Source organism: Mycolicibacterium komossense (assembly GCF_025822605.1).
Taxonomy (GTDB): Bacteria; Actinomycetota; Actinomycetes; order Mycobacteriales; family Mycobacteriaceae; genus Mycobacterium; species Mycobacterium komossense.
The window spans coordinates 393,460-415,658 of the sequence record NZ_JACKTY010000029.1 but is presented as its reverse complement, the minus strand read 5'-3'; the positions used below and the strand labels follow the sequence as shown (position 1 = coordinate 415,658).

The window sequence follows — 22,199 nt, the reverse complement described above, 5'->3', positions numbered from 1 at the left end:
GGTCCGTCGATAACGACAGGAGGCCGGTGAACGAGATAGCTGTCGCGGCGCCGCCACCCGTGCCCCGGTCCGGTGGCGCCGGCACCCTGGTCCGGCTGCTGATGCCCGCGGTGACGCTGCTGGCCGGGCTGGGGATGGTGGCCGCGGTGGTGATGTCGGGGGCGTCGATACCCCGCAACCCGATGTTCGCTCTGTTTCCGATCATGATGGTCGGCTCTGCCGTTGTCTCCGCGATTCAGGGCGGCAGCAGGCAGCGGGCGGCCGAACTGGATGCCGACCGTACCCGCTATTTGGAGCACCTGCGGGGGCTGGCTGCCACATTCGTCGATAGTGCGCTGGCACAACGTGAGTGGCTGTGGGCGCGCCACCCGGCGCCGGATGCCTTGTGGACATTTGTGGGCGGGCCGCGGATGTGGGAGCGCCAGCGCGGTGACGCCGACTTCGGCCGGGTGCGGATCGGGGTGGGAGCCGTGGCAGCGGAGACGGTGCCGATCGGGCCGGAGTCCGAACCCGACGACCGGGCTGATCCGGTGACGTGGACGGCACTGCGCCGGTTCCTTCTGGCGTATTCGACGGTGGCCTCGACGCCGGTCACGATCGCGCTGCCGGAAACTCCGGTCGTCACGATCGACGGTGAAAGCTCCGATGCTCGTTCGCTGGTACGAGCCATGGTCTGTCAGCTCACGGTCCTGCACAGCCCCGCCGATCTGGTGGTGCTCGCCGCGGTCGATGCCCGCGCTGCGGATCATTGGGACTGGTTGAAATGGCTGCCGCACCATCGACATCCCAGTGTCGTCGACGAGGTGGGCTCACTCAGGCTGGTCTATCCGAGTCTGGCCGCCGCCCTGGCGGCATGTCCGCTGGGTCGCTGCGCCGTCGTCATCGCCGACGGTGTCGAAAGCGGCGAGGCGCCCGCCGGTGAGGTCACGGTGCTGAGGATCGGCCCCGGCGACGCGGTGGAACCGGGCCTGCGGGTGACACCCACCCAACTGATCGTCACGGGCCCCGACGGTGCCGTCGACGTTGCGCGGCCGGACCTGCTGTCGCCGGAGGATGCCGTCGTCTGCGCGCGACGTCTGGCAGGCCATCGGCCCGGCCCTGGGGATGTGCCTGCGACAGGAGGCGGGTGGCGGGAGCTGGTCGGCGCCTCTGCGGTCGGTCAAGACTGGAAATCCCTGTGGGCCAACGTCGATCAATATCGGCTGCGGGTCCCGCTGGGGACCACGCCGGACGGGGCCGCGCTCGAACTGGATATCCGGGAGGCGGCGCACGGCGGGATGGGTCCGCATGGGCTTTGCGTCGGTGCCACCGGCTCAGGTAAATCCGAACTACTGCGGACGATCGCCCTCGGGATGATCGCGCGCCATCCGCCCGAGGCGCTCAACCTCGTGCTGATCGACTTCAAAGGCGGGGCGACGTTTCTCGGCCTCGATCGGGCCAACCACGTCTCCGCGGTCATCACCAACCTTGCCGACGAGGCCTATCTGGTGGACCGCATGCGCGATGCGCTGACCGGTGAGATCAACCGACGACAGCAGATCCTGCGCAGCGCGGGCAACCTCGCGAGCATCACCGAATACGAGCGGTCCCGCCGCGCCGGCCGGCCGGGCGCCCCGCTTCCGGCGTTGTTCATCATCGTCGACGAATTCTCCGAGCTGCTGGCTCAACAACCGGAGTTTCTCGACGTCTTCGTCGCGATCGCCCGGTTGGGGCGGTCACTGGGCATGCACCTGCTGCTGGCCAGTCAACGTCTCGACGACGGCCGGTTGCGGGGCCTCGACGCGCACCTGTCGTATCGGATCTGTTTGAAGACGCTCTCGGCGGGTGAATCCCGGATGACCATCGGAGTGCCCGATGCCTACGAGCTACCCGGTGCTCCTGGTGCGGCCTATCTCAAAATCGCTGCTGCCGAGCCGATCCGGTTTCAGGCCGCATATGTGTCCGGACCAACGGCGAGCCCGCCGGCCGCGTCACAATTGGTGCCGGTGACGGTACCGACAGTGTTCACCGCGGCCCCCGTGGGACGGATCGTCGCCCCGGCGCATCCTGACGAGCGCGCCGGCCCGGCGAGCAGTGTCGCCGACATCGTCTTGGCCGGGCTGGTCGGGTATGGAGCCTCGGCACATCGGATCTGGTTGCCGCCACTGGTGGAATCGCCGGCGCTGACTGCGGTGCTCGCCGAACCCCGGGACGGCGGCGATCTCACGGTGCCGGTCGGATTGGTCGACAACGCGTTCGACCAGCGCCGCAGCGCACTGGCGCTGGAGCTGTCCGGTGCGGCCGGCAACGTCGCGGTGGTCGGCGGTCCGCAGTCGGGTAAATCGACGCTGCTGCGCACGCTGGTGACGGGGTTGGCGGTGCAGTACGACCCGGGCCGGATCACGTTCTACTGTCTGGACTTCGGCGGCGGCGGACTCGCCTGTCTGCAGGATCTGCCGCATGTCGGCGCCGTCGCGGGACGACACGATCCAGATCTGGCGCGGCGGACAGTCGCCGAGATCGCCGCGGTACTTCGCGGTAGGCAGTACGCCGCCACGAGCGACAGACCGGATGGCTACGGCGAGGTGTTCCTCGCGGTCGACGGTTGGCACGCAGTCCGCCAGGACGCCGACGGTCTGGAACAGGCGATCACGGCGATCGCCGCAGAAGGGCTGTCCCACGGTGTGCATGTGGTGATGACCGCTGCGCGCTGGGCAGATATCCGCCCCGCGCTGAAGGACCAACTGGGTACCCGCATCGAGTTACGGCTCGGCGATCCGGCGGATTCCGAGGTCGATCGCACACGCGCGCGGGCCGTACCGGCGGGCCGGCCCGGGCACGGGCTGGCACCGGGCGGTTTGCCTTTCGTGGCGGCCGTACCGCCCGACCCGGCCGCTGTCGCCGAGCTGCTCAGAAGCCGCCACGGCGATCGGTGCGCACCGGCAATCAGGTTGCTGCCCGGCCGGGTTGACTACGACGGCTTGCTCGGAGAGGCCGCGGTGACCGACAGTTCGGCGATGCTGCTGGGTATCGGCGAGAGCCGGCTGGCCCCGGTGACGGTCGACCTCGCCCGAGCGCACCTGGTGATTCTCGGTGACCCGGGCAGCGGCAAGACGACTGCGCTGCGGGTACTGTGCCGCGAGATCCTGCGCACCACAACGCCTCTGGAGGCGCAGGTGATATTGGTCGATCCGCGGCGGACACTGCTCGACGAGGTGGCGTTCGACCGGCTCGCCGGCTACCTCGCGACGCCCGCCGCGGTGCTGGCGCAGCTGCCCGCGATGACGTCCTTGCTGCGCGATCGCATACCGGATGCCACGGTCTCGCAACACCAGCTGCGCGGTCGGACCTGGTGGACCGGTCCCGACATCTACCTGGTGGTCGACGACTACGACCTGGTCGCGACCGCAGGCGCAAACCCGCTGGCACCCATCCTTGAGGTGCTCCCGCATGCCGCGGACATCGGCCTGCATATGGTGATCGCCCGGCGTCACGCCGGCGCGGCGCGGGCGCTCTACGAGCCGGTCCTCGCCGCAGTGCGCGACCTCGGCGCAGTGGGCTTGCAGCTGAGCGGATCCCCGGAGGAGGGGGCGGTGTTGGGTGCGGTTCGAGCGCGACCACTGCCGCCAGGGCGGGGCACGTTGTCGACCGGCGCGGCGCCCGAGCAGGTGGTGCAGGTGGCGTGGACCGCGTCGCGTTGACCGTGGGCACCGTATGTGAGATCGGACCGGTCCATGTGCGCAGATTATCCAGTGGCGCAGTCGAATCGGCGCAGTCGGGTGACGCGGTGCTGGCCGTGGCAGCACTCGACTGTGACGATGCGGTGGTTCTGGTCGGCGCCCGGCCCGTGGCACTCGACGAGGTGTGGTGTGCGGTACTCGAACCGCTGCTGGACGCCGATGCCCCCGCCGTGTTGGTGCACCCGTCGTGGTGGCCCGCCACGCGGATCGGCCCGGTGCGTGAAGTCGCGCGCCGACTCTGCTCCGAGGTCAGCATCAGACCGCGGTCCTGGCTGCTGGCCGGGGTAGTCGGCGTTGCGCCGCTGGTGGAGATCGGACCGCATATCGTCACGATCACCGCCGATGGCGGTGCGCTGTCGGGTGTTCTGCGTCGGGCTGCCGCCCCGCCTGACGTCGCAGATTCCGTGGTGCGCGCGGTACTTCGGAATTCCGGACGGGCGCCGGTATGGCTCGATGCCCCGGCCGGGATACCGGGCGCGGACGCGTTGGCCGTCCAGATCGTCGACCGGCTGCGCGGCGAGGGGCGCGTGGTGCGCCGAGTCGAGGACAGCCGGCTGTTCGATGCGGTGACAGCGATGGTGGACTGCGATGAGGGCCCCGTCGAGGCATCCGGGCGGGGGCGCCGCCGACTGCTCCCCGCCGCTGGTGCCGTTGCCGCGGCGGCCGCCCTGGGGACTGGGATCTGGGCCGGTGCGGGGGACGCCGATTCCGTCGGTGCTCCGACTGTGTTGATGGCAGCATTGGTGGAAGGGCATGTCACGATGCAGATTCCGGCAGATTGGTCGGTTCGACGGATCACCACGGGCCCGGGTTCGGCTCGGGTGGAAGTGGTATCGCCGACCGACGGCGAGTCGGTGTTGCACCTGACGCAGGCGGCTGTGCGGGATGACAGCCTGGCTGCCGCGGCGGCAATACTCCGCCGGGGCATCGACGCGGAGCCGGCGGGAATCTTCGTCGACTTCGATCCTGGCGACGAGCGGGCCGGCCGGGCGGCCATCACGTACCGGGAGATCAGGCCGGGCCACGATATCCGGTGGGCGGTGGTCGTCGACGGCGGTACGCGGATTGCGATCGGATGCCAGAGCGCGGTGACCTCGTTGGACGTGAGCGCTGCCTGCGACGAGGCGGTCCGGTCGGCGCACGAGATTCGTTGATCGCGATTTTCCTTCGCCGCAATGGGAACCAAATGGGCTCGGCAACAGTCAAATAGAAAGATGGTGCGGAACAACCCGCACAGCGAACGCACTAGGGGCAGAGATGAGTTCACCGGCATCGCAGGGCGCACTGGCGACCGACTTCGCGCTCATGCGCACTGTTGCCGCGGCGACGGATTCGCGATCCGCGGAGATCCGCGCGTTGCTACAGGGATTCATCGCGCGGATGGCCGCAGTACCGCCATCGGTATGGAGTGGCGCCGCTGCGACTCGGTTCAAAAATGTTGTGGAGCAGTGGAATTCGGAATCCACTCGGCTGTGCCAGGCGCTGGACACCATCGCCGAGACCATCCGGTACAACGAGCGAGCCCTGACGCAGGCCGCGGAGCAGCATGCCCAGCAGATCGGCGCCACCGCGGCGGACCTGCGGGTCTCCTGACCCGATCGACCAGTCAGAGGAGCAGGTTATGGATCCCGTGCTGTCCTACGATTTCGCCGCGATCGAGCATTCCGTGCGTGGGGACATCCACGTCACATCGGCTCGGCTCAACGCCGCGCTGGGCGACCTGGTCGCGCGCATCGCCCCGTTGCAGGAGGCCTGGACCCGCGAGGCCGCCGCGGCCTACCGCGTCGAACAGGCCAACTGGAACCAGGCCGCCGCCGCGCTCAACGACATCCTCACCCGGCTCGGCAATGCTGTCCGCGACGGTGCGGACGAAGTCGCCGAGACCGACCGGCGGGCCGCCAATGCCTGGGGTGCGCACTGACCCGCTGCCGGTGGCGGCACCAGACCGCTGTGCGGCCCCGCCAGGTGTGGAGAGCCTTCGGGGCCGCACAGCAACCACCAAGAAATCTCCACAGGTAGGTGCCATCGAGCTCGGATTGGGACTATGGTGTCGGCACGCGGCCGGGCATTATGGGGCCCGGCGCTGCCAGGAGCGTGAACACGGTGCGAACGTTAAGAGGTCCCAGCGGCCGGGAGTCCTCCCGGGCCCTGCGTGCTGTGCACGAACTGTTCGTCTCCGGTGAAGTCGACGTCTCCACGTTGGATTCCACCACGGTGCGGCCCGTCGTCGCGAAGAGCTGGCAGCGCAGCCTGGCCAAGGGCGTCGATCCGGATCTGGACGGTGCGCGCCCGTCGTCGGCCGCGCTGAGTATCGCCCGACTGCGCGACGCACATCCGTTGGCCCCGGCGCTACCGGTGATCCGTCGACTGCTCGTCGACGACGCCGTCGACTCCGGTGTCGTCGTTGCCGTCACCGCGGCCGACGGCACGTTGTTGTGGGTGGAGGGTGACCCCAAGGCCCGTCGGCGGGCCGAGGCGATGAATTTCGTGCCCGGCGCGGACTGGAGTGAGCGCAGTGCCGGCACCAACGCGCCCGGAACGGCGCTGGCGCTGGATCGCGAACTCCAGATCCACGGTTCAGAGCACTTCTCGCGCATCGTCCAGCCGTGGAGTTGCACAGCGACCCCGGTGCACGATCCCGATACCGGCGCCCTGCTCGGTGCGATCGACCTGACCGGGGGACCGCAGGCCGCTGCCGCGCAGACCCTGGCGTTGGTGCGGGCGACGGCGCTCGCGGTGGAGAACCACTTGGCGCTGCTGCGGCTGACCGGCACCACCGTGCAACCGGCGACCCGCAAACCCCACCTGGTCGTGCTCGGTGCCGATCGGCCCCGGTGGGTGACCACCGACGAATACGGTCACCTGCGGGCTGCCATGCTCACCGGCCGGCACGCCGACATCCTCGTCCTGCTCAGCCGCCACCCCGAGGGGCTCAGTGCTGATCACCTCGCGGTCCTGCTCGACGACAGGGACCTCGACGTGGTGACGGTGCGCGCCGAGATGTCGCGGCTGCGCAAGGTGATCGGGGCCGAACTCCTCGAATCGCGGCCGTACCGGTTGCTCATGCCGATCACCAGCGATATCGGTGAGGTGTTCGACGCGCTGGACATCGGCGATGTCGAATCGGCGCTCGCCGCCTACCACGGCCCACTGCTTCCGCAATCGGTGTCGCCGTCGATCGCCCGGCTGCGCACCCAGTTGTCGGCCAGCGTGCGGGGTGCGGTCCTGGCCGAATGCCACCGGGGCAACCTGGCTCCGCTGCGGCGCTGGCTGGACTCGCCGGAAGGCCGCGACGACCGCGACGGTTGGCAGGTGCTGCACACCAGCGCCGCGGTCGGACCGGTGGGGCGTGCGCAGGCCGGCGGGCATCTCGCCGGGCTCGACTTCGAGTTGGGCTGAGACCCCCCGCGAACAGACATAAAGTGGCCCTTTTCCAGGCCAAACGGGGTTAGTTTGCGTCTGCTCGCGGGGTGCAACGGTGGTGCAACCCTGTTTTTTCTACCCTGAGTGACGACCGACACATTTGTCGTCTCTATGCACGAGAGGTTTTCCCATGACTGTTTACGCGCGTCCCGGCGCTGAAGGCTCCGTGATGTCTTTCCAGCCGCGCTACGAGAACTACATCGGCGGCGAATGGGTGGCGCCCACCGCCGGTAAATACTTCGAGAACCCCACCCCGGTCACCGGCGAGGTCTTCTGTGAGGTGGCCCGGTCCGACGAGTCCGATATCGAGAAGGCGCTCGACGCCGCCCACGCGGCTGCCCCGGCTTGGGGTAAGACCTCGCCCGCCGAGCGCGCGATCATCCTGAACAAGATCGCCGACCGCATCGAGGAGAACCTCGAGTCGATCGCCGTTGCCGAGTCCTGGGACAACGGCAAGCCGGTCCGCGAAACCCTCAACGCCGACATCCCGCTGGCGGTCGACCACTTCCGCTACTTCGCCGGAGCCATCCGCGCGCAGGAAGGTTCACTGAGCCAGATCGACGACGACACCGTCGCCTATCACTTCCACGAGCCGCTCGGCGTCGTCGGTCAGATCATCCCGTGGAACTTCCCGATCCTGATGGCGGTCTGGAAGGTGGCGCCCGCGCTGGCCGCCGGCAACGCCATCGTCCTCAAGCCCGCCGAGCAAACCCCGGCATCGATCCTCTACCTGATCTCGGTGATCGGCGATCTGCTGCCCGCGGGCGTGCTGAACATCGTCAACGGGTTCGGCGTCGAGGCCGGTAAGCCGCTGGCGTCGAGCAACCGGATCGCCAAGATCGCCTTCACCGGTGAGACCACGACCGGTCGGCTGATCATGCAGTACGCCAGCCAGAACCTGATCCCGGTCACCCTGGAACTCGGCGGCAAGAGCCCCAACATCTTCTTCAACGACGTGATGGCCGCGGTCGACGACTACCAGGACAAGGCCCTCGAGGGCTTCACGATGTTCGCCCTGAACCAGGGCGAGGTCTGCACGTGCCCGTCGCGCTCGCTGATCCAGGCCGATATCTACGACGAGTTCCTCGCCCAGGCCGCGATCCGCACCAAGGCTGTCCGGCAGGGCGATCCGCTGGACACCGAGACGATGATCGGCGCACAGGCCTCCAACGACCAGCTGGAGAAGATCCTGTCCTACATCGAGATCGGCAAGAGCGAGGGTGCGCAGGTGGTCACCGGCGGTGAGCGCACGCAGCTCGGCGGCGACCTCAACGGCGGATACTATGTTGCGCCAACGATTTTCACCGGCCACAACAAGATGCGGGTGTTCCAGGAGGAGATCTTCGGACCCGTTGTCGCGGTGACGTCGTTCACCGATTACGACGATGCGATGTCGATCGCCAACGACACCCTCTACGGCCTCGGGGCCGGGGTGTGGAGCCGTGACGGCAACACCGCCTATCGGGCCGGCCGTGATATCAAGGCCGGGCGTGTGTGGACGAACTGCTACCACCAGTACCCGGCGCACGCCGCGTTCGGCGGTTACAAGCAGTCCGGTATCGGTCGCGAAAACCACAAGATGATGCTGGATCACTACCAGCAGACCAAGAACCTGCTCGTCTCCTACAGCAACAAGGCGCAAGGCTTTTTCTGATCGCGCGCCAGGGATAGCAGATCCCATTGATACCTGATGCCCCATCCCGGGCGTTGATCACCGCAGCGGCCGTCGAACTGCTGACGACATCACAAGAGCGTCACGGCGCCTTGATGTTTCACCAGTCCGGCGGCTGCTGCGATAGGTCCTCGCCGGCGGATGTGCGCTTTCTGACGGGGGGCGGGCCTTCACCGAAACGGAAATCGGAGCCGTTGCAGGCACAAACGCCTGTGACGGGAGCGCAGGCGGGTGTAGCGTTCGAGCGCGGCGGACGAATCCCGAATACCGGTTCAAGCGTCGTGGCCGACGTGGTCGAGGCCTGCCCGGTGCGCTAAGTGAGTTCCACTCGTCAAAGGAGCAATGTGGCTGATTTTGTCGTATCCATCGATCAGGGCACCACGAGTACCCGCGCCATGGTCTTCGATCATGCCGGCGCCGAAGTGGGCCGTCATCAGTTAGAGCACGAGCAGATCCTGCCGCAGGCCGGCTGGGTCGAACACAGCCCGGTGGAGATCTGGGAGCGCACCTCGTCGGTGCTGACCTCGGTCCTCAACGACACCAATCTGCAGCCGAGCGACCTTGCGGCACTGGGTATCACCAATCAGCGTGAGACCGCGCTGGTCTGGAACAAGAAGACCGGCCGGCCGTATTACAACGCCATCGTCTGGCAGGACACCCGGACCGACCGGATCGCGTCAGCGCTGGACCGGGACGGCCGTGGTGACGTCATCCGCCGGAAAGCCGGGCTGCCACCCGCCACCTACTTCTCCGCGGGCAAGGTGCAGTGGATCCTGGAGAACGTCGACGGGGTCCGCGAAGCCGCGGAACGCGGTGACGCGATCTTCGGCAACAGCGACAGCTGGGTGGTGTGGAATCTGACCGGCGGACCTCGCGGCGGCGTGCACGTCACCGACGTCACCAACGCCAGTCGCACCATGCTGATGGATCTGGAGACCCTTGACTGGGACGACGAACTGTTGTCGTTCTTCAACATTCCGCGTCAGATGCTGCCGACGATCAAACCGTCGTCATCACCGGAACCCTACGGCGTGACGCTGGCGACCGGCCCGCTCGGTGGCGAGGTGCCGGTGACCGGCATTCTCGGTGACCAGCAGGCCGCGATGGTCGGACAGGTCTGCCTGGCCCCCGGCGAGGCGAAGAACACCTACGGCACCGGTAACTTCCTGTTGCTCAACACCGGTGAGAAGATCGTCCGCTCGGAGAACGGGTTGCTGACCACGGTCTGCTACCAGTTCGGTGACGCGAAACCCGTTTACGCCCTTGAAGGTTCGATCGCGGTGACGGGGTCGGCCGTGCAGTGGCTGCGGGATCAGTTGGGCATCATCAGCGGCGCCGCGCAGAGCGAGTCGCTGGCCCGGCAGGTGGAGGACAACGGCGGTGTGTACTTCGTGCCCGCGTTCTCGGGGCTGTTCGCGCCGTACTGGCGCTCGGACGCCCGCGGCGCGATCGTCGGGCTGTCACGGTTCAACACCAACGCGCACGTGGCGCGCGCCACTCTGGAGGCGATCTGCTACCAGAGCCGCGATGTCGTCGACGCGATGGAGCGAGACTCCGGTGTGCACCTGGAAGTCTTGAAGGTCGACGGGGGTATCACCGCCAATGACCTGTGCATGCAGATCCAGGCCGACGTCTTCGGTGTCGACGTGGTGAAACCGGTTGTGGCGGAGACGACTGCCCTCGGTGCGGCCTATGCGGCGGGGCTGGCGGTCGGCTTCTGGGGCAGCCCCGATGATCTGCGGGCGAACTGGCAGGAGGACAAGCGCTGGACACCGACCTGGTCCGAGGAGAAGCGGGCCGAAGGCTACGCAGGCTGGCAGAAAGCCGTCCAGCGGACGCTGGACTGGGTCGACGTCTCCTGATCGCGATTTCGGCGTGCTCAGTAGCGCTCACCGCCACTGAGCACGCCCACCTCGCATGATCGGGCTGATCTGCGCCATCCCGGAGGAACTGGCCCACCTGCGCGACGTGCTGACCGACGTGACCACGGTCGAGGTGGCCCGGCTGCGGTTCGACGAGGGTGTGCTCGACGGCCACCAGGTCGTGCTGGTCGGCGCCGGAATGGGAAAAGTCAACGCCGGCATCGTGACAACGCTGTTGGCGCAGAGGTTCGGCTGCCGTGTCATCGTGTTGTCGGGTGTCGCCGGCGGTCTCGACCCGGCCCTGCACATCGGCGACGTCGTGATCGCCGACCGGGTGATCCAGCATGACGTCGGACGCATCGAGAATGAGCAGTTGCTCATGTACCAGGCCGGGCACGTCGCGTTCATCAACCCGACCGATGAGCTCGGTTACCGCATGGCCCCCGACATCCTCGCGCGGATAAGGGCCCACCTCGACGTCGTGACGTTGCCGTCGCTGGCGGCGGCGGCCGGCGGCCGGGACCGCCCACCGCACATCGCGTACGGCACTGTGCTGACCGGCGATCAGTACCTGCACTGTGAAAGCACCAGAGATCGGCTACACCGCGACACCGCTGCCCTCGCGATCGAGATGGAAGGTGGTGCGGTAGCCCAGGTCTGCGAAGTGTTCGGGGTGCCATGGGTGATCATCCGCGCACTGTCGGACCTGGCCGGTCGTGATTCCGCGGTCGATTTCGGCGCATTCGCCGAGGGCGTCGCGGCGGTCTCGGCGGGCCTCGTCCGACAGCTCCTTCCCGTGCTGTGATGCACCTGCCCTCGCGCTACCACGGTGACCAGGCGGCGACGCCGGGCATGGTCGATTTCGCCGTCAACGTTCGCGCCGCGGCGCCGCCGCCGTGGCTCATCGAGCGGTTGGCCGCCCGCCTGGCCGACCTCGGCCGCTACCCGGGCGGGGACGACCACCGGCGTGCCGTCGCAGCGGTTGCCGCCCGACACGGCCGCGCCGTCGACGAAGTGCTCCTCCTCGCCGGTGGCGCCGAAGGATTCGCGCTGTTGCCGAACCTGCGGCCCCGGCTCGCCGCACTGATCGCGCCGTCGTTCACCGAGCCCGACGCGGTCCTCACCGCGGCCGGGATCCCGATAAGTCATGTGACGCTGCCGGATCCGTTCGAGCTGGTCGATGCCGCCGTGCCCGAGGAAGCGGATCTGGTCATCGTCGGCAATCCCACGAATCCAACCTCGGTTCTTCATCCGCGCGAGCAGATTCTCGCCCTGCGGCGGCCCGGGCGGATTGTGGTCGTTGACGAGGCTTTCGCCGATGCGGTCCCCGGCGAACCAGAATCGGTGGCCGGCGATGCCTACGGTGACCTCGACGACGTGCTCGTGTTACGCAGCCTCACCAAGACTTGGGCATTGGCCGGTCTGCGGGTCGGCTATGCGCTCGCAGCGCCGGCGCTGCTGGCCCGGCTGACGTCGCAGCGGCCGCACTGGCCGGTCGGGACACTGCAGATGGAGGCCATCGCGGCGTGCTGTGCACCGGAGGCGATCGCCGAGGCACAGGCCGCTGCGACGCGGGTCGGGCAGGTGCGCAGCGAGATGGTGGCCGGATTACGGTCGGTGGGTATCACGGTCACCGATGGCGTCGCGCCGTTTGTGCTGTTCACCGTCCCCGATGCCGAGGCGACGCGGAAACGTCTGGCTGCGAAGCGAATTGCGGTACGCCGTTGCGACACATTCGTCGGTCTGGATGGGCCTTACCTGAGAGCCGCCGTCCGGCCGGAGTGGCCCGTCCTTGTCGACGCCATCACTGCCGGTTAGAGAGCGTCGACGCCTGCCTGCGCAACAGTGCAGTCCTGCTCGACGCTGCCCGCGCTGACTCCGATCGCCCCTACCACGACACCGTCGACCGTCAGGGGGATACCGCCACCGAAGATCACCATGCCCCCTGAAGTCTGCTCAAGGCCGTACAGCTCGGCGCCCGGCTGGACCAGTGGCATCAGCGCGCCCGTCGGCGCATTCATCAGAATCGAGGTACGCGCCTTGCGAATCGAGATATCGATGCTGGCCTTGATCGCACCATCCATCCGGACGAACGCCACCAGGTGACCGCCGTCGTCGACCACCGCGATGTTCATCGGCTGCCCGATTTCCTGCGCCTTCGCGGTCGCGGCCTCGATCACGGACTTGGCGGTGGGCAAGGAAATGCAACTCATCGTCGAACCTTTCGAATGGGTGCTTGCTGCAAGAGATTTGGGGTCACAGCCAGAGTCGCTGGCCAGGAGCGATGATAGATCCCTGCCCTCAAACTAGGCTACGTTTTGGCGCCGTCTTGTCTAGGGCGTGGCCCTGGTGAGCCTCGAGCCTATCCAAAAAGCTCACCTCTGGATCAGTAATTGGCCGGGACGTCCGGATAACCATCCGCGAAACGGCGGCGGACGAAAGACTGAGAACGCATGTCGGCGGTGGCCGACCTATGCCAACAGGCGTCAAGCTACGGCCGTCAAAACCGCCCATCAGAGAGGTTGTGGTCAGTGTCGAATATCGACATCTTCATCTGGGAGTTCCTCGGTACGGCGGTACTTTGTCTCCTCGGTAACGGCTCAGTGGCCGCGGTGGTGCTGAAGAATTCGTTCTCCCACGGTGGTGGTGGCGACTGGATCGTCATCGTTCTCGGCTGGGGCTTCGGCGTCTTCGCCGGCGCCAGCGTCGCTGCGCCTTCCGGCGGTCACATCAACCCGGCCGTGACACTGGCGGTGGCCATCTCCGGTGGCGTTCCGTGGTCGTCGGTCCCGGTGTACTGGGCCGCACAGCTCCTCGGCGGTTTCGTCGGCGCCTGGCTGGCGTGGGCGGCGTTCAAGCTGCAGTTCGACGCCATGGAGGACAACTCGGGGACCCGCGGAATCTTCTGCACCTCGCCGGCCATCCGCAACGCCCCCTGGAACATGGTGACCGAGGCCATCGCGACGTTCGTACTGATCCTGTGGGTGTTGGTGAACCCGCCCGCCAACGAGGCCCTCGGCTACGCCGGCGTCACCTTCGTCATCATCACGATCGGCTTTGCACTCGGCGGACCGACGGGCTACGCCGTGAACCCCGCCCGTGACCTCGGTCCTCGCCTCGCCTATGCGCTGCTGCCCATCAAGGGCAAGGCCGACCCCGGCTGGAGTTACTCGTGGGTTCCCATCGTGGCTCCGCTGATCGGCGCGACGTTGGCCGCGGGTCTCGCGCAGATCCTGCCCGTGGTCGCGTCATCGTGAGCATCCACTTCGCTGTCGCCCTGATGTGGCCGGCCGTCCTGGCGCTGCGGGCCTGGACACGACGACCGGGCAGTGGGTCATGGCCGTTCATCTGACCCGGATCTACACCCGCACCGGCGACCAGGGCACCACCGCCCTGGGCGATATGTCCCGAGTTGCCAAGTCGGATGTGCGGGTCGGCGCCTATGCCGACTGCGACGAGACCAACGCCATCATCGGCATCGCGATTGCGGCGGGCGGGGTGAGCGCCCGGACCACCGAGGTGCTGGGTGTCATCCAGAACGACCTGTTCGACGTCGGCGCCGATCTGTGCACCCCGGTGGCAGAAGTCAGCGAGTACGAACCGCTTCGGGTCACCGAAAAACAAGTGACACAGCTGGAATCGTGGTGCGACGAGTTCAATGCGGCGTTGCCCAAGCTGGCCAGTTTCATCCTGCCCGGGGGTACCCTCGCCGCCGCGCATCTGCACCACGCCCGGACCGTGGCACGTCGGGCGGAACGCAGCGCCTGGTGTCTGGCCGAGACGGCTCCGGTCAACGACTGCGCACTGCGTTATCTGAACCGCCTGTCGGATCTGCTGTTCATCGTGGCGCGTTATGAGAATCCGGACGGCGATGTGCTCTGGCGTCCCGGTGGCGACCGGTCGGCGCCGCCATCAGACCGAACCCAGGAGACAGGACGAACATGAGCACTCGGGTGGCAACCGCGCAATGGCAGGGATCGTTGGTCGGCGGTGCCGGGTCGATCGCCTTGACGTCCTCCGGACAGGCGACCTTCGACTATTCGTTGGCAACGCGGGCGGCGGACGCGGCGACGACCACCTCGCCGGAGGAGCTCTTGGCCGCTGCCTACGCCTCGTGCTACGCCATGCAACTGTCCGCTCTGCTCGATCCCGGACTTGAGGAAAGCCCTGTTCTGCACGTCGAGGCGGTGGTCACCCAGGGCGGCCCCGAGGTCGATTTCGGCATCGCCGATATCGCGCTGATCGTCCGCGGCCGTGGGGTCAACGCCACCAACGAGAAGTTCGTGCAGCTCGCCGCCACCGCATCATCGGTGTGCCCGATCGGTCGGGCGCTCTCGAGTGTCCCGGTCACCGTCGATGCGGCACTGAGCACCTGAGCCGTCAGACGAGATCGGCCGGCCCGCGCAGTTTGCGCAGGCTGAGCTCGACGGCCGCCCCGTTGGGAACGTCTGTGCCGGTTGCCCATTGGCTGGTGGTTGCATCACGCGCCCCGAGCATGTCGAGGATCGCGCACACAATGTCACCGTGAGTGACCACCGCAGTCGGACCGGGCATCGACGCGATGTCGAGCAGCGCCGAACGCACCCGTTCAGTCGGGTCCTCCAGGTGCTCGCGTCCGGATGTTCGCGCGTCGACCAGGCGACCGGCGACGAAGCCGCGCTCTCGGAGGCGGTTGTCCACCACTACCTCGACGCCGAGAACCGTCGCCATCGCCTGCGCGGTCTGGGTGGCCCGCACTGCATCTGAGCTGATGACACGTCGAATCTGCTTGTGCTGCAGTGCATAACCCGCGGCGTAGGCCTGGGTGGTGCCACGTGCAGTCAGCGGGGGGTGGGCAACCTGACGTTGCATCCGGCCCTCGGCGTTCCACGTCGATTCACCGTGTCGCACCACCCATATGCGGTGGCTTCGCCGGCCGCCGACCAATTCCATCAGCCGACATTAACCCTCGGCGCCCCGCTTGCCTGCAGCTGTCGTATCGCATGCCCAGGCACGAAACCCGCAACAGCTCCGATGATCGTGGTCGCCGGGGGACCGATATCGGCCGCTCGGGCAGCGGCGGCGATCGTGGCGATCGTGGCCCGGATCTCGCGCTGACTGGGCAGGCTGCCGTCGGCGATGACCGCGGCCGGGGTGTCGCTGTCCATTCCGCCGCCCATCAGGGCTTCGGTGATGGCATCGAGATTCGCGACGGCCATCATCAGGATGATCGTCGTATTCGCCTGTGCCAGTGCGGCGTAGTTGACCCCGGATTCCGGATGCTCGGGTGGGACGTGGCCCGAGATCACCGTGAATCCCTGGGTGAGGCCGCGATGCGTGGCGGGGATCATCGCCGAAGCCGGTGCGGCGATGGCCGAGCTGACACCGGGGATGACGTCGACGGCGATACCCGCGCGCACGCACTCGTCGACTTCTTCACCGCCGCGACCGAAGACAAAACCGTCACCGCCCTTGAGTCGGATCACGGTCTTGCCTGCCAGGGCATGGCTGATCAACATCGAGTTGATCTCGCTCTGCTCCACCCGGCGCCCGCCGGGAATCTTCGAGGCGTCGATGATCTGCGCGTGCGGTGCGAGCTCGCTGAGCACCGCGACCGGTGCGAGGCGGTCCGTCACGATCACGTCGGCGCCGGCGATGGCGTCGCGACCGGCGACCGTCAGCAAGCCCGGATTGCCGGGGCCGCCGCCGACCAGGATCACCCGTCCGCTACGTGGATGGCCGTTACGGAGCGCCGGCGGCGCGACGTCCGCCGGGTCGTCGCTGATGCAGAACACGCCGTGCGCAGCAGCGGCCTCGGCGATCGACATATCCTGCGCTTCGATCCCTGTGCACGCGAAAACCAGTGCAGCCGAGTCGATATCGGCTGAGGCGAATTCGCGTTCGCGGATCGTGATCAGGCCGCGATCAGCCAGGTCGCTCAGGTACGGGGTCGGGTCGGGGGAGATGACGGTGACCGTCGCGCCGGCCCGGATCAACGAGCCGGTGGCACTCATCGCGCGCCCGCTCGATCCGGCGACGGTCACCGGTCGACCGCGCACTGGCAGCTGGACCGAAATCGAGTCTGTCATGAGCGCGTGCTGTCGTAGTGTTCGTAATGCACGACGCTGGACAGCGGTGCCGGACAACGCCATCCGTGGCGCTGAAGGTCCGGGGTGTGCTGTAACGACGTCACCGGGCCGACGCAGAGCCAGGCGATGGGGCGGATCGCCGGTGGGATGTCGAGGAGTTCCTGCAGGAACGGTTCCCGGAAGAACGACACCCAGCCGACGCCGAGCCCCTCGGCGGTGGCTGCCAGCCAAAGGTTCTCGATCGCCAGGCAGACCGAGTAGAGCCCGGCATCGGAGTTGGTGTGTCTGCCGAGCACTGCCGGACCGGCGCGCAGGTGGTCGTAGGTGACCACGATGCCGATGGTCGAGTCGAGGATCCCCTCGATCTTGATCGTGTCGAAGGTCTCGGCGCGCTCGCCGGTCAACGACTCGGCGAAGACCCTGCGTTCTGCCATGACGTGGGCGTGAAACGCAGCTCTGGTGTCGCGATCGGAGATCAGGACGAAGTCCCACGGCTGGCTCATGCCCACACTCGGGGCGGTATGCGCAGCTTCGAGGATGCGGTTGAGTACCGCAGGGTCGACCGGATCACCGGTGAACTCGGCGCGGACGTCGCGGCGTCGGCCGATGACGTCGTACAGTCCTGCTGATGTCATTGCTGACCTCCGGTCAGGTGTGCAGAGCCATCGTCGACGGCATACTGCCGACGGCGATCACCCATTGCGGATAGCGGACGCGTAGCCATCCGTTCCACCGCGGTTGCCGCGCAGTGCCGCCGAGACCAGCGCAGCGCGCTTGTGTACGCCGAACTTGTCCATGATGTTGTGCAGATGGAACTTCACGGTTGCCTCGGAAATGAACAGCTTCGTCGCGATTGCCCGATTGTCCAGCCCGTCGGTGAGCAGACTCAACACTTCCCGTTCCCGTCGGGTCAACAGCCGAGAATAGTCGGTGGGGGATTCGGTTCGTTGTGAACGTAGCTCGGCGATGAGTGCGTTGGCGCTGCGCGCATCCAGCGCTGTCTGACCGTTCATCACCCGCAGCACGGTGTTGAGCAGGTCGGTCGACGGCGACCTGCGATCGACCAGAGCGTCCGCGCCGGCCTGGATCAGCTCCAGGGACCGCGCAGAGGCGTCTTCCCCGTCGACGACCACGACGACTTTGGGCGCGGGATCGAGTCCGGCCAGCAGTCCTGACAACGACACGCCGGGCTCGAGTCCAACCACGAGTAGCTCCGGTCGCAGAGCGCGGAGGCGATCGGTCAGCCCGTTGCCGTGTTGCAGATCGCCGACGAACTCGACACCATTGGCCTGTGACACCACGTGCATGAGCCCGTGACGCAGTAGCTCGTCATTCATCACGAATACTGTGCGCAGCCGTGGTGCGTTGACGAAAGTTCCTCGTATGTCGGCGATTCCGCGAGAGTGAACCGGTTCTGCACCCCGTAGACCGATGTGAGCCGGTGCGTAGCGCGTTTGTGACCAACCCATGATTGACTCCGTCCTGCCGGTCAGCGGGGCGAATGTTATCTCGGGGTGCGTTGCAGCAACGTTGCAAAGCGATGAACTCCTCACCGCCCGATTCGTTGTGACCCGCCTGACATGGTCAAAACACAGTCGCCGCAGAGCCCTGACCGGGGAGCTTGGTAGAACAGGCAGCAGCTCCGGCGGACGAACGTGCCGCCTTCGAAGTCGCCGGTCTCGACCAATGGTTCGATGCGCAGCAGTGCCCGCACCAGTGCCCGCCCGGCGTCCTCATGCTCCGGACGGGATATCGCCAGCACGGTTACCGCACCGTTCGCGGACGAGATGACATTGCCCCACGCCACCTGGGGTGACAGTGACACCAGCGCCTTGAGCCTGCTGTTGAGTAGACCGAGGACGCCATTCATCACGGATTCGGAGATCAGGGCGGCAGCCCGTTCTGGATTGGCTGCCCGAACCCAATTCACCTCGGTGACCGCGAACTGCGCATGATGTCGAGAGGTGGGTCGCCATACCAGAGATCGGTTATCCAGAATTGGCACGGCGCCGAAGCATGCTGCCGCCCCCACTACCGGCGACAGCAGTCGCGCCGCGATTCCGAGCTGAAATGATGAGGCAGCCAATTTCGTCGAAATATCGTCGGGCTCGCAGTGCGACGAAGTGGCGATGGCGAGTCTTGTCCGCTCGACATAATCCTTGAGTGTCGCGTCATCGAATAACTGCGCCAGCGGCCGCCACGTGTCGTCTTCGACACGTGGAAGCGAAAAGTATTCGCCGATTTCGGCGGTACTGGCTAGCAGCCGGGGGCCGTCGAGCGGAACAGAAGTCCCGCACGGTGCCGCTGCGATGTCGTCCATGATGTTTTCACGCTAACTTCGCGGCCGCGCGCAAGGCGGCGGGACTGCGGTGATCAGTCCGATTCCCCACCGAACGGTGGGGCCAAGCCCAGGTGTGAAGCCCAGGTGTGAAGTACGAAATCGGCTTCAGGGCGGGGCTACCGAGGTCCCGGGCGCGCGGCGCTCGAGCCGCGTCGGAGCTCGGCAATGTTCTGCAACCCTCTCCGAACGGCCGGCCTCGCCCACCCGATCGGACGTCCTCACCTGCCCTTTTGGGTAGCGGTTTCGCTGCAACGTTCCTGCAACGTGATACGAGACACAATTGGGCCACGCGCGACCAACCGTGTCACGTATGTGGACGTTGGGTGACGCTGATCACCCCTCACCTCTTGGAGCAGTGCATGACGCAACCGACCCTCGATCCCGCGGTGGACTATCCGCTGAGTGTCCACCGCAAGGATCTGCTATTCACGCCCACCGGGAAATCGATCGACGAGATCACTCTGGAAGCCGTCGTTTCCGGCCATGTTCAGGCCACCGATCTACGCATCACACCCGACACTCTCCGGCTGCAGGCGCAGGTCTCGGAAAAGGCCGGGCGTAAACAATTGGGCGCCAACCTGCGGCGGGCGGCGGAGATGGTCGCGATCAGTGATTCGCGAGTGCTGGAGATCTACAACTCCCTGCGCCCGAATGCGTCGACCAAGGCTGAACTCGAAGCGATCGCCGAGGAATTGGAAACGCAGTACAGCGCGACATTACTCGCCGAACTGGTGCGTGAGGCAGCCGAAGTTTATGAGCGACGCGACATTCTCGCGGAAAGCGAATAGGAGAGAGCTATGACAGCAGAGGCAATTCAGAAGGCAGGCGCTTCGGGTAATGGCGTCCGTCATTCACTTCGGACCCAGATCCTGGAAGACCGGCCGGTCAACCTCGACGGTTTTGTCGAGGAGTGGCCCGAGGTGGGCATGGTCGCGATGGACAGCGACTTCGATCCCCAGCCAAGCGTGCGTGTCGAGAACGGGGTCATCGTCGAGATGGACGGGGTCGCCCGCGCCGACTTCGACTTCATCGATCAGTTCATCGCCGACAAGGCTATCGACGCCGAGACCACCGAGCAGTCGATGGCGCTTTCGGCGCAGGAAATTGCCCGCATGCTGGTCGACCCGGCGGTGACCCGCCAAGAGGTCATCGCGGTCACCAATGGACTCACGCCCGCCAAGCTGCTCGCGGTCGCCAAGAACCTGAACATCGTCGAGATCATGATGGGCATGCAGAAGATGCGGGCCCGGCGCACGCCGGCGAACCAGGGGCACTGCACCAGCGCCAGGGACAACCCGCTCCAGGTGGCTTGCGACGCGGCAGAGGCATCGATCCGCGGATTCTCAGAAGTGGAAACAACTTTGGGCGTGGTGCGCTATGCACCGCTGGTCGCGATGGCGCAGCAGATCGGCAGCCAGGTGGGCACCGGCGGCCCACTGACGCAGTGCGCCCTGGAGGAAGCGACAGAGCTCGACCTCGGTATGCGCGGCATCACGGGTTACGCCGAGACGATCTCGGTCTATGGCACCGAGCCGGTTTTCGTCGACGGTGACGATACGCCGTGGTCGAAGGCGTTCCTGGCCGGGGCTTACGCCTCACGTGGCATCAAGATGCGCTTCACCTCGGGTACCGGTTCCGAGGTGCAGATGGGTAATGCGCAGGGAAAGTCCATGCTGTACCTGGAGATTCGGTGCATCCTGGTCGCCAAGGGCGCCGGTGTGCAGGGCCTGCAGAACGGTTCGATCTCGTGTATCGGCGTTCCCGGCGCAGTGCCGGCAGGGATTCGTGCGGTCGCGGCCGAGAATCTGATCGCGTCTTCGGTGGACCTCGAATGCGCCTCGGGCAACGACCAGTCGTTCTCCCACTCCGCAATGCGCCGGACGGCGCGTCTGATGCCGCAGATGATGCCGGGAACGGATTTCGTCTGCTCGGGTTACTCCACGATGCCGAACTACGACAACATGTTTGCGGGCTCGAATCTGGAGAGCGACGACTACGACGACTTCAACACCATCCAGCGAGATCTGCAGATCGACGGTGGGCTGCGGCATGTGAAGGAATCCGACATCCTGGCGGTCCGTACCCGTGCGGGCAAGGCTCTGCAGGCGGTGTTCCGGTACCTGGATCTGCCGCCCATCACCGATGCGGAGATCGACACCGCGGTGTACGCCAACGGCAGCAAGGAACTGATCCCACGGGATGTGCTGGAGGACCTCAAGGGCGCGCAGCAGGTGATGGACCGCAACGTCACCGGCCTGGACCTGGTCAAGGCGTTGGAGGCGACCGGATTCTCCGATATCGCCGAGAACTTGCTTGCCGTTCTGCGCCAGCGTGTTTCGGGTGACTTGCTCCAGACGTCGGCGATCATGACAAAGGACCTTCAGCCGCTGTCTGCCGTCAACGACTCGAATGACTACGCCGGCCCCGGTACCGGCTATCGGCCGTCGGGCGCACGCTGGGAAGAAATGAAGAAGCTGCGCCACGTGACGAGCGCATCCAACCCTGAGGTGGAGGTGGAATGACCGTGTCGACCAATACGGAAGACGGCAAGCGGACGCTCTCGCTGCGCGAGATCGGCCCGGCGGAACGTGGCAAGCGACCCGACGAGGTGGTGGTTGCGATCTCGCCGGCATTCGGGAGTCTCTTCAATCAGACCATCGTCGACATCCCGCACTCGGAGGTCATCCGCCAGATCCTCGCGGGTATCGAGGAGCAGGAAGTCAGCGCCCGGATCATCCGTATCCAGAACAGCGCCGACCTGGCGCTGATGGCGCACACGGCGGCCAAGCTGTCGGGATCGGGCATCGGTATCGGCATCCTGGCCCGTGGCACGTCGATGATTCACCAGCGTGACCTACCGCGACTGTCGAGCCTTGAGCTGTTCCCGCAGTGCCCGTTGCTGACTCTGGAGACCTACCGCAGCATCGGCTCGAATGCCGCTCAGTACGCCAAAGGTGAATCGCCGGAGCCGGTTCCGACCCTCAACGACCAGATGGCCCGCCCCCGGTGGCAGGCCAAGGCGGCTCTCCTGCACCTGAAGGAGACCGAACTGGTGCGCAAGGGGGCGAAGGCCGTCGAGGTGATCCCCGAGTTCTCCGCGGCAGCGGTCTGATC

22 protein-coding genes are annotated in these 22,199 nt (G+C 66.5%); 16 read left to right on the top strand and 6 right to left on the bottom strand.

Going from position 1 to position 22,199, the window contains the following annotated elements:
* Nucleotides 1-26: 26 nt before the first annotated feature.
* From eccCa to cobC, 10 genes are all read left to right on the top strand, one after another.
* Complete coding sequence (eccCa, locus tag H7J73_RS15425) at nucleotides 27-3,680, top strand: type VII secretion protein EccCa (RefSeq protein ID WP_264068328.1); 3,654 nt, start codon at nucleotides 27-29, stop codon at nucleotides 3,678-3,680.
* Nucleotides 3,662-4,873 carry a type VII secretion-associated protein gene (locus H7J73_RS33705; protein WP_264068327.1) on the top strand — a complete coding sequence of 404 codons (1,212 nt, stop codon included), beginning with the start codon at nucleotides 3,662-3,664 and terminating at the stop codon, nucleotides 4,871-4,873. Before eccCa ends, H7J73_RS33705 begins: the two co-directional genes overlap by 19 nt.
* Nucleotides 4,874-4,976: 103 nt before the next feature.
* Nucleotides 4,977-5,312, top strand: coding sequence for a WXG100 family type VII secretion target (locus tag H7J73_RS15415; RefSeq protein ID WP_264068326.1), 336 nt, complete (start codon nucleotides 4,977-4,979; stop codon nucleotides 5,310-5,312).
* 28 nt (nucleotides 5,313-5,340) lie between these two features.
* Nucleotides 5,341-5,640, top strand: a complete 300-nt coding sequence (locus H7J73_RS15410; protein WP_264068325.1) for a WXG100 family type VII secretion target — start codon at nucleotides 5,341-5,343, stop codon at nucleotides 5,638-5,640.
* 173 nt (nucleotides 5,641-5,813) lie between these two features.
* Entirely contained in the window at nucleotides 5,814-7,118 is a 1,305-nt protein-coding gene (locus tag H7J73_RS15405) for a GAF domain-containing protein (RefSeq protein ID WP_435405500.1), read from the top strand.
* A 154-nt stretch (nucleotides 7,119-7,272) separates the two neighbouring features.
* The gene (gene adh, locus H7J73_RS15400; RefSeq protein ID WP_264068323.1) at nucleotides 7,273-8,796 is read left to right on the top strand and encodes an aldehyde dehydrogenase; all 1,524 of its coding nucleotides are present in this window, start codon (nucleotides 7,273-7,275) and stop codon (nucleotides 8,794-8,796) included.
* Between the two features lie 26 nt (nucleotides 8,797-8,822).
* Nucleotides 8,823-9,131 carry a DUF779 domain-containing protein gene (locus H7J73_RS15395; protein WP_308207419.1) on the top strand — a complete coding sequence of 103 codons (309 nt, stop codon included), beginning with the start codon at nucleotides 8,823-8,825 and terminating at the stop codon, nucleotides 9,129-9,131.
* A gap of 27 nt (nucleotides 9,132-9,158) precedes the next feature.
* A complete protein-coding gene (glpK, locus tag H7J73_RS15390; RefSeq protein ID WP_264068321.1) occupies nucleotides 9,159-10,676 on the top strand; it encodes a glycerol kinase GlpK in 1,518 nt (505 codons plus the stop codon).
* A 55-nt stretch (nucleotides 10,677-10,731) separates the two neighbouring features.
* Complete coding sequence (locus H7J73_RS15385) at nucleotides 10,732-11,481, top strand: 5'-methylthioadenosine/adenosylhomocysteine nucleosidase (protein ID WP_264068319.1); 750 nt, start codon at nucleotides 10,732-10,734, stop codon at nucleotides 11,479-11,481.
* The gene (gene cobC, locus H7J73_RS15380; RefSeq protein WP_264068318.1) at nucleotides 11,481-12,494 is read left to right on the top strand and encodes an Rv2231c family histidinol phosphate aminotransferase CobC; all 1,014 of its coding nucleotides are present in this window, start codon (nucleotides 11,481-11,483) and stop codon (nucleotides 12,492-12,494) included. The genes H7J73_RS15385 and cobC overlap by 1 nt, the downstream gene beginning before the upstream one ends.
* Here cobC and H7J73_RS15375 read toward each other — a convergent pair.
* The gene (locus tag H7J73_RS15375) at nucleotides 12,491-12,889 is read right to left on the bottom strand and encodes a GlcG/HbpS family heme-binding protein (RefSeq protein WP_264068317.1); all 399 of its coding nucleotides are present in this window, start codon (nucleotides 12,887-12,889) and stop codon (nucleotides 12,491-12,493) included. The genes cobC and H7J73_RS15375 overlap by 4 nt on opposite strands.
* 318 nt (nucleotides 12,890-13,207) lie before the next feature.
* Between H7J73_RS15375 and H7J73_RS15370 the strand changes: the two genes are divergently transcribed.
* From H7J73_RS15370 to H7J73_RS15360, 3 genes are all read left to right on the top strand, one after another.
* Nucleotides 13,208-13,933, top strand: coding sequence for an MIP/aquaporin family protein (locus H7J73_RS15370; protein WP_264068315.1), 726 nt, complete (start codon nucleotides 13,208-13,210; stop codon nucleotides 13,931-13,933).
* Nucleotides 13,934-14,012: 79 nt separating this feature from the next.
* The gene (locus tag H7J73_RS15365) at nucleotides 14,013-14,621 is read left to right on the top strand and encodes a cob(I)yrinic acid a,c-diamide adenosyltransferase (protein ID WP_264068314.1); all 609 of its coding nucleotides are present in this window, start codon (nucleotides 14,013-14,015) and stop codon (nucleotides 14,619-14,621) included.
* Nucleotides 14,618-15,052 carry an OsmC family peroxiredoxin gene (locus H7J73_RS15360; protein ID WP_264068313.1) on the top strand — a complete coding sequence of 145 codons (435 nt, stop codon included), beginning with the start codon at nucleotides 14,618-14,620 and terminating at the stop codon, nucleotides 15,050-15,052. The genes H7J73_RS15365 and H7J73_RS15360 overlap by 4 nt, the downstream gene beginning before the upstream one ends.
* Before the next feature lie 4 nt (nucleotides 15,053-15,056).
* Here the strand turns inward: H7J73_RS15360 and H7J73_RS15355 are convergent, their stop codons facing one another.
* The 5 genes from H7J73_RS15355 to H7J73_RS15335 all read right to left on the bottom strand — a co-directional run bounded on the left by H7J73_RS15355 (nucleotide 15,057) and on the right by H7J73_RS15335 (nucleotide 19,064).
* Nucleotides 15,057-15,608: a histidine phosphatase family protein gene (locus H7J73_RS15355; RefSeq protein WP_264068312.1), complete on the bottom strand. Its 552-nt coding sequence runs from the start codon at nucleotides 15,606-15,608 to the stop codon at nucleotides 15,057-15,059.
* Nucleotides 15,608-16,744, bottom strand: coding sequence for a uroporphyrinogen-III C-methyltransferase (cobA, locus tag H7J73_RS15350; protein WP_264068311.1), 1,137 nt, complete (start codon nucleotides 16,742-16,744; stop codon nucleotides 15,608-15,610). The genes H7J73_RS15355 and cobA overlap by 1 nt, the downstream gene beginning before the upstream one ends.
* Nucleotides 16,741-17,379: a 5,6-dimethylbenzimidazole synthase gene (gene bluB, locus H7J73_RS15345; protein ID WP_264068309.1), complete on the bottom strand. Its 639-nt coding sequence runs from the start codon at nucleotides 17,377-17,379 to the stop codon at nucleotides 16,741-16,743. Before bluB ends, cobA begins: the two co-directional genes overlap by 4 nt.
* A gap of 57 nt (nucleotides 17,380-17,436) precedes the next feature.
* Nucleotides 17,437-18,081 (bottom strand): response regulator transcription factor, encoded by a 645-nt coding sequence (locus H7J73_RS15340; protein ID WP_264068308.1) that lies wholly within the window; start codon nucleotides 18,079-18,081, stop codon nucleotides 17,437-17,439.
* A 212-nt stretch (nucleotides 18,082-18,293) separates the two neighbouring features.
* Nucleotides 18,294-19,064, bottom strand: a complete 771-nt coding sequence (locus H7J73_RS15335) for a (2Fe-2S)-binding protein (protein ID WP_264068307.1) — start codon at nucleotides 19,062-19,064, stop codon at nucleotides 18,294-18,296.
* A gap of 344 nt (nucleotides 19,065-19,408) precedes the next feature.
* Here H7J73_RS15335 and H7J73_RS15330 point away from each other — a divergent pair, with 344 nt between their 5' ends.
* From H7J73_RS15330 to H7J73_RS15320, 3 genes are read left to right on the top strand one after another with little or no spacing between them, the layout of a single operon-like run.
* Nucleotides 19,409-19,873, top strand: coding sequence for a diol dehydratase small subunit (locus tag H7J73_RS15330; RefSeq protein ID WP_264068306.1), 465 nt, complete (start codon nucleotides 19,409-19,411; stop codon nucleotides 19,871-19,873).
* Between the two features lie 9 nt (nucleotides 19,874-19,882).
* Entirely contained in the window at nucleotides 19,883-21,607 is a 1,725-nt protein-coding gene (locus H7J73_RS15325) for a propanediol/glycerol family dehydratase large subunit (protein WP_264068305.1), read from the top strand.
* On the top strand, nucleotides 21,604-22,197 hold the full coding sequence (locus tag H7J73_RS15320) for a propanediol/glycerol family dehydratase medium subunit (RefSeq protein WP_264068304.1): 594 nt from the start codon (nucleotides 21,604-21,606) through the stop codon (nucleotides 22,195-22,197). The genes H7J73_RS15325 and H7J73_RS15320 overlap by 4 nt, the downstream gene beginning before the upstream one ends.
* The last annotated feature ends 2 nt before the right edge of the window (nucleotides 22,198-22,199 follow it).

What these genes read in the sequence shown, in the direction of transcription:
- H7J73_RS15415 (WP_264068326.1), top strand. Translation starts at nt 4,977, where the DNA reads ATGAGTTCACCGGCATCGCAGGGCGCACTGGCGACCGACTTCGCGCTC.
- H7J73_RS15410 (WP_264068325.1), top strand. Translation starts at nt 5,341, where the DNA reads ATGGATCCCGTGCTGTCCTACGATTTCGCCGCGATCGAGCATTCCGTG.
- adh (WP_264068323.1), top strand. Translation starts at nt 7,273, where the DNA reads ATGACTGTTTACGCGCGTCCCGGCGCTGAAGGCTCCGTGATGTCTTTC.
- H7J73_RS15385 (WP_264068319.1), top strand. Translation starts at nt 10,732, where the DNA reads ATGATCGGGCTGATCTGCGCCATCCCGGAGGAACTGGCCCACCTGCGC.
- cobC (WP_264068318.1), top strand. Translation starts at nt 11,481, where the DNA reads ATGCACCTGCCCTCGCGCTACCACGGTGACCAGGCGGCGACGCCGGGC.
- H7J73_RS15375 (WP_264068317.1), bottom strand. Translation starts at nt 12,889, where the DNA reads ATGAGTTGCATTTCCTTGCCCACCGCCAAGTCCGTGATCGAGGCCGCG.
- H7J73_RS15365 (WP_264068314.1), top strand. Translation starts at nt 14,013, where the DNA reads ATGGCCGTTCATCTGACCCGGATCTACACCCGCACCGGCGACCAGGGC.
- H7J73_RS15360 (WP_264068313.1), top strand. Translation starts at nt 14,618, where the DNA reads ATGAGCACTCGGGTGGCAACCGCGCAATGGCAGGGATCGTTGGTCGGC.
- H7J73_RS15355 (WP_264068312.1), bottom strand. Translation starts at nt 15,608, where the DNA reads ATGGAATTGGTCGGCGGCCGGCGAAGCCACCGCATATGGGTGGTGCGA.
- cobA (WP_264068311.1), bottom strand. Translation starts at nt 16,744, where the DNA reads ATGACAGACTCGATTTCGGTCCAGCTGCCAGTGCGCGGTCGACCGGTG.
- bluB (WP_264068309.1), bottom strand. Translation starts at nt 17,379, where the DNA reads ATGACATCAGCAGGACTGTACGACGTCATCGGCCGACGCCGCGACGTC.
- H7J73_RS15340 (WP_264068308.1), bottom strand. Translation starts at nt 18,081, where the DNA reads ATGAATGACGAGCTACTGCGTCACGGGCTCATGCACGTGGTGTCACAG.
- H7J73_RS15335 (WP_264068307.1), bottom strand. Translation starts at nt 19,064, where the DNA reads ATGGACGACATCGCAGCGGCACCGTGCGGGACTTCTGTTCCGCTCGAC.
- H7J73_RS15325 (WP_264068305.1), top strand. Translation starts at nt 19,883, where the DNA reads ATGACAGCAGAGGCAATTCAGAAGGCAGGCGCTTCGGGTAATGGCGTC.
- H7J73_RS15320 (WP_264068304.1), top strand. Translation starts at nt 21,604, where the DNA reads ATGACCGTGTCGACCAATACGGAAGACGGCAAGCGGACGCTCTCGCTG.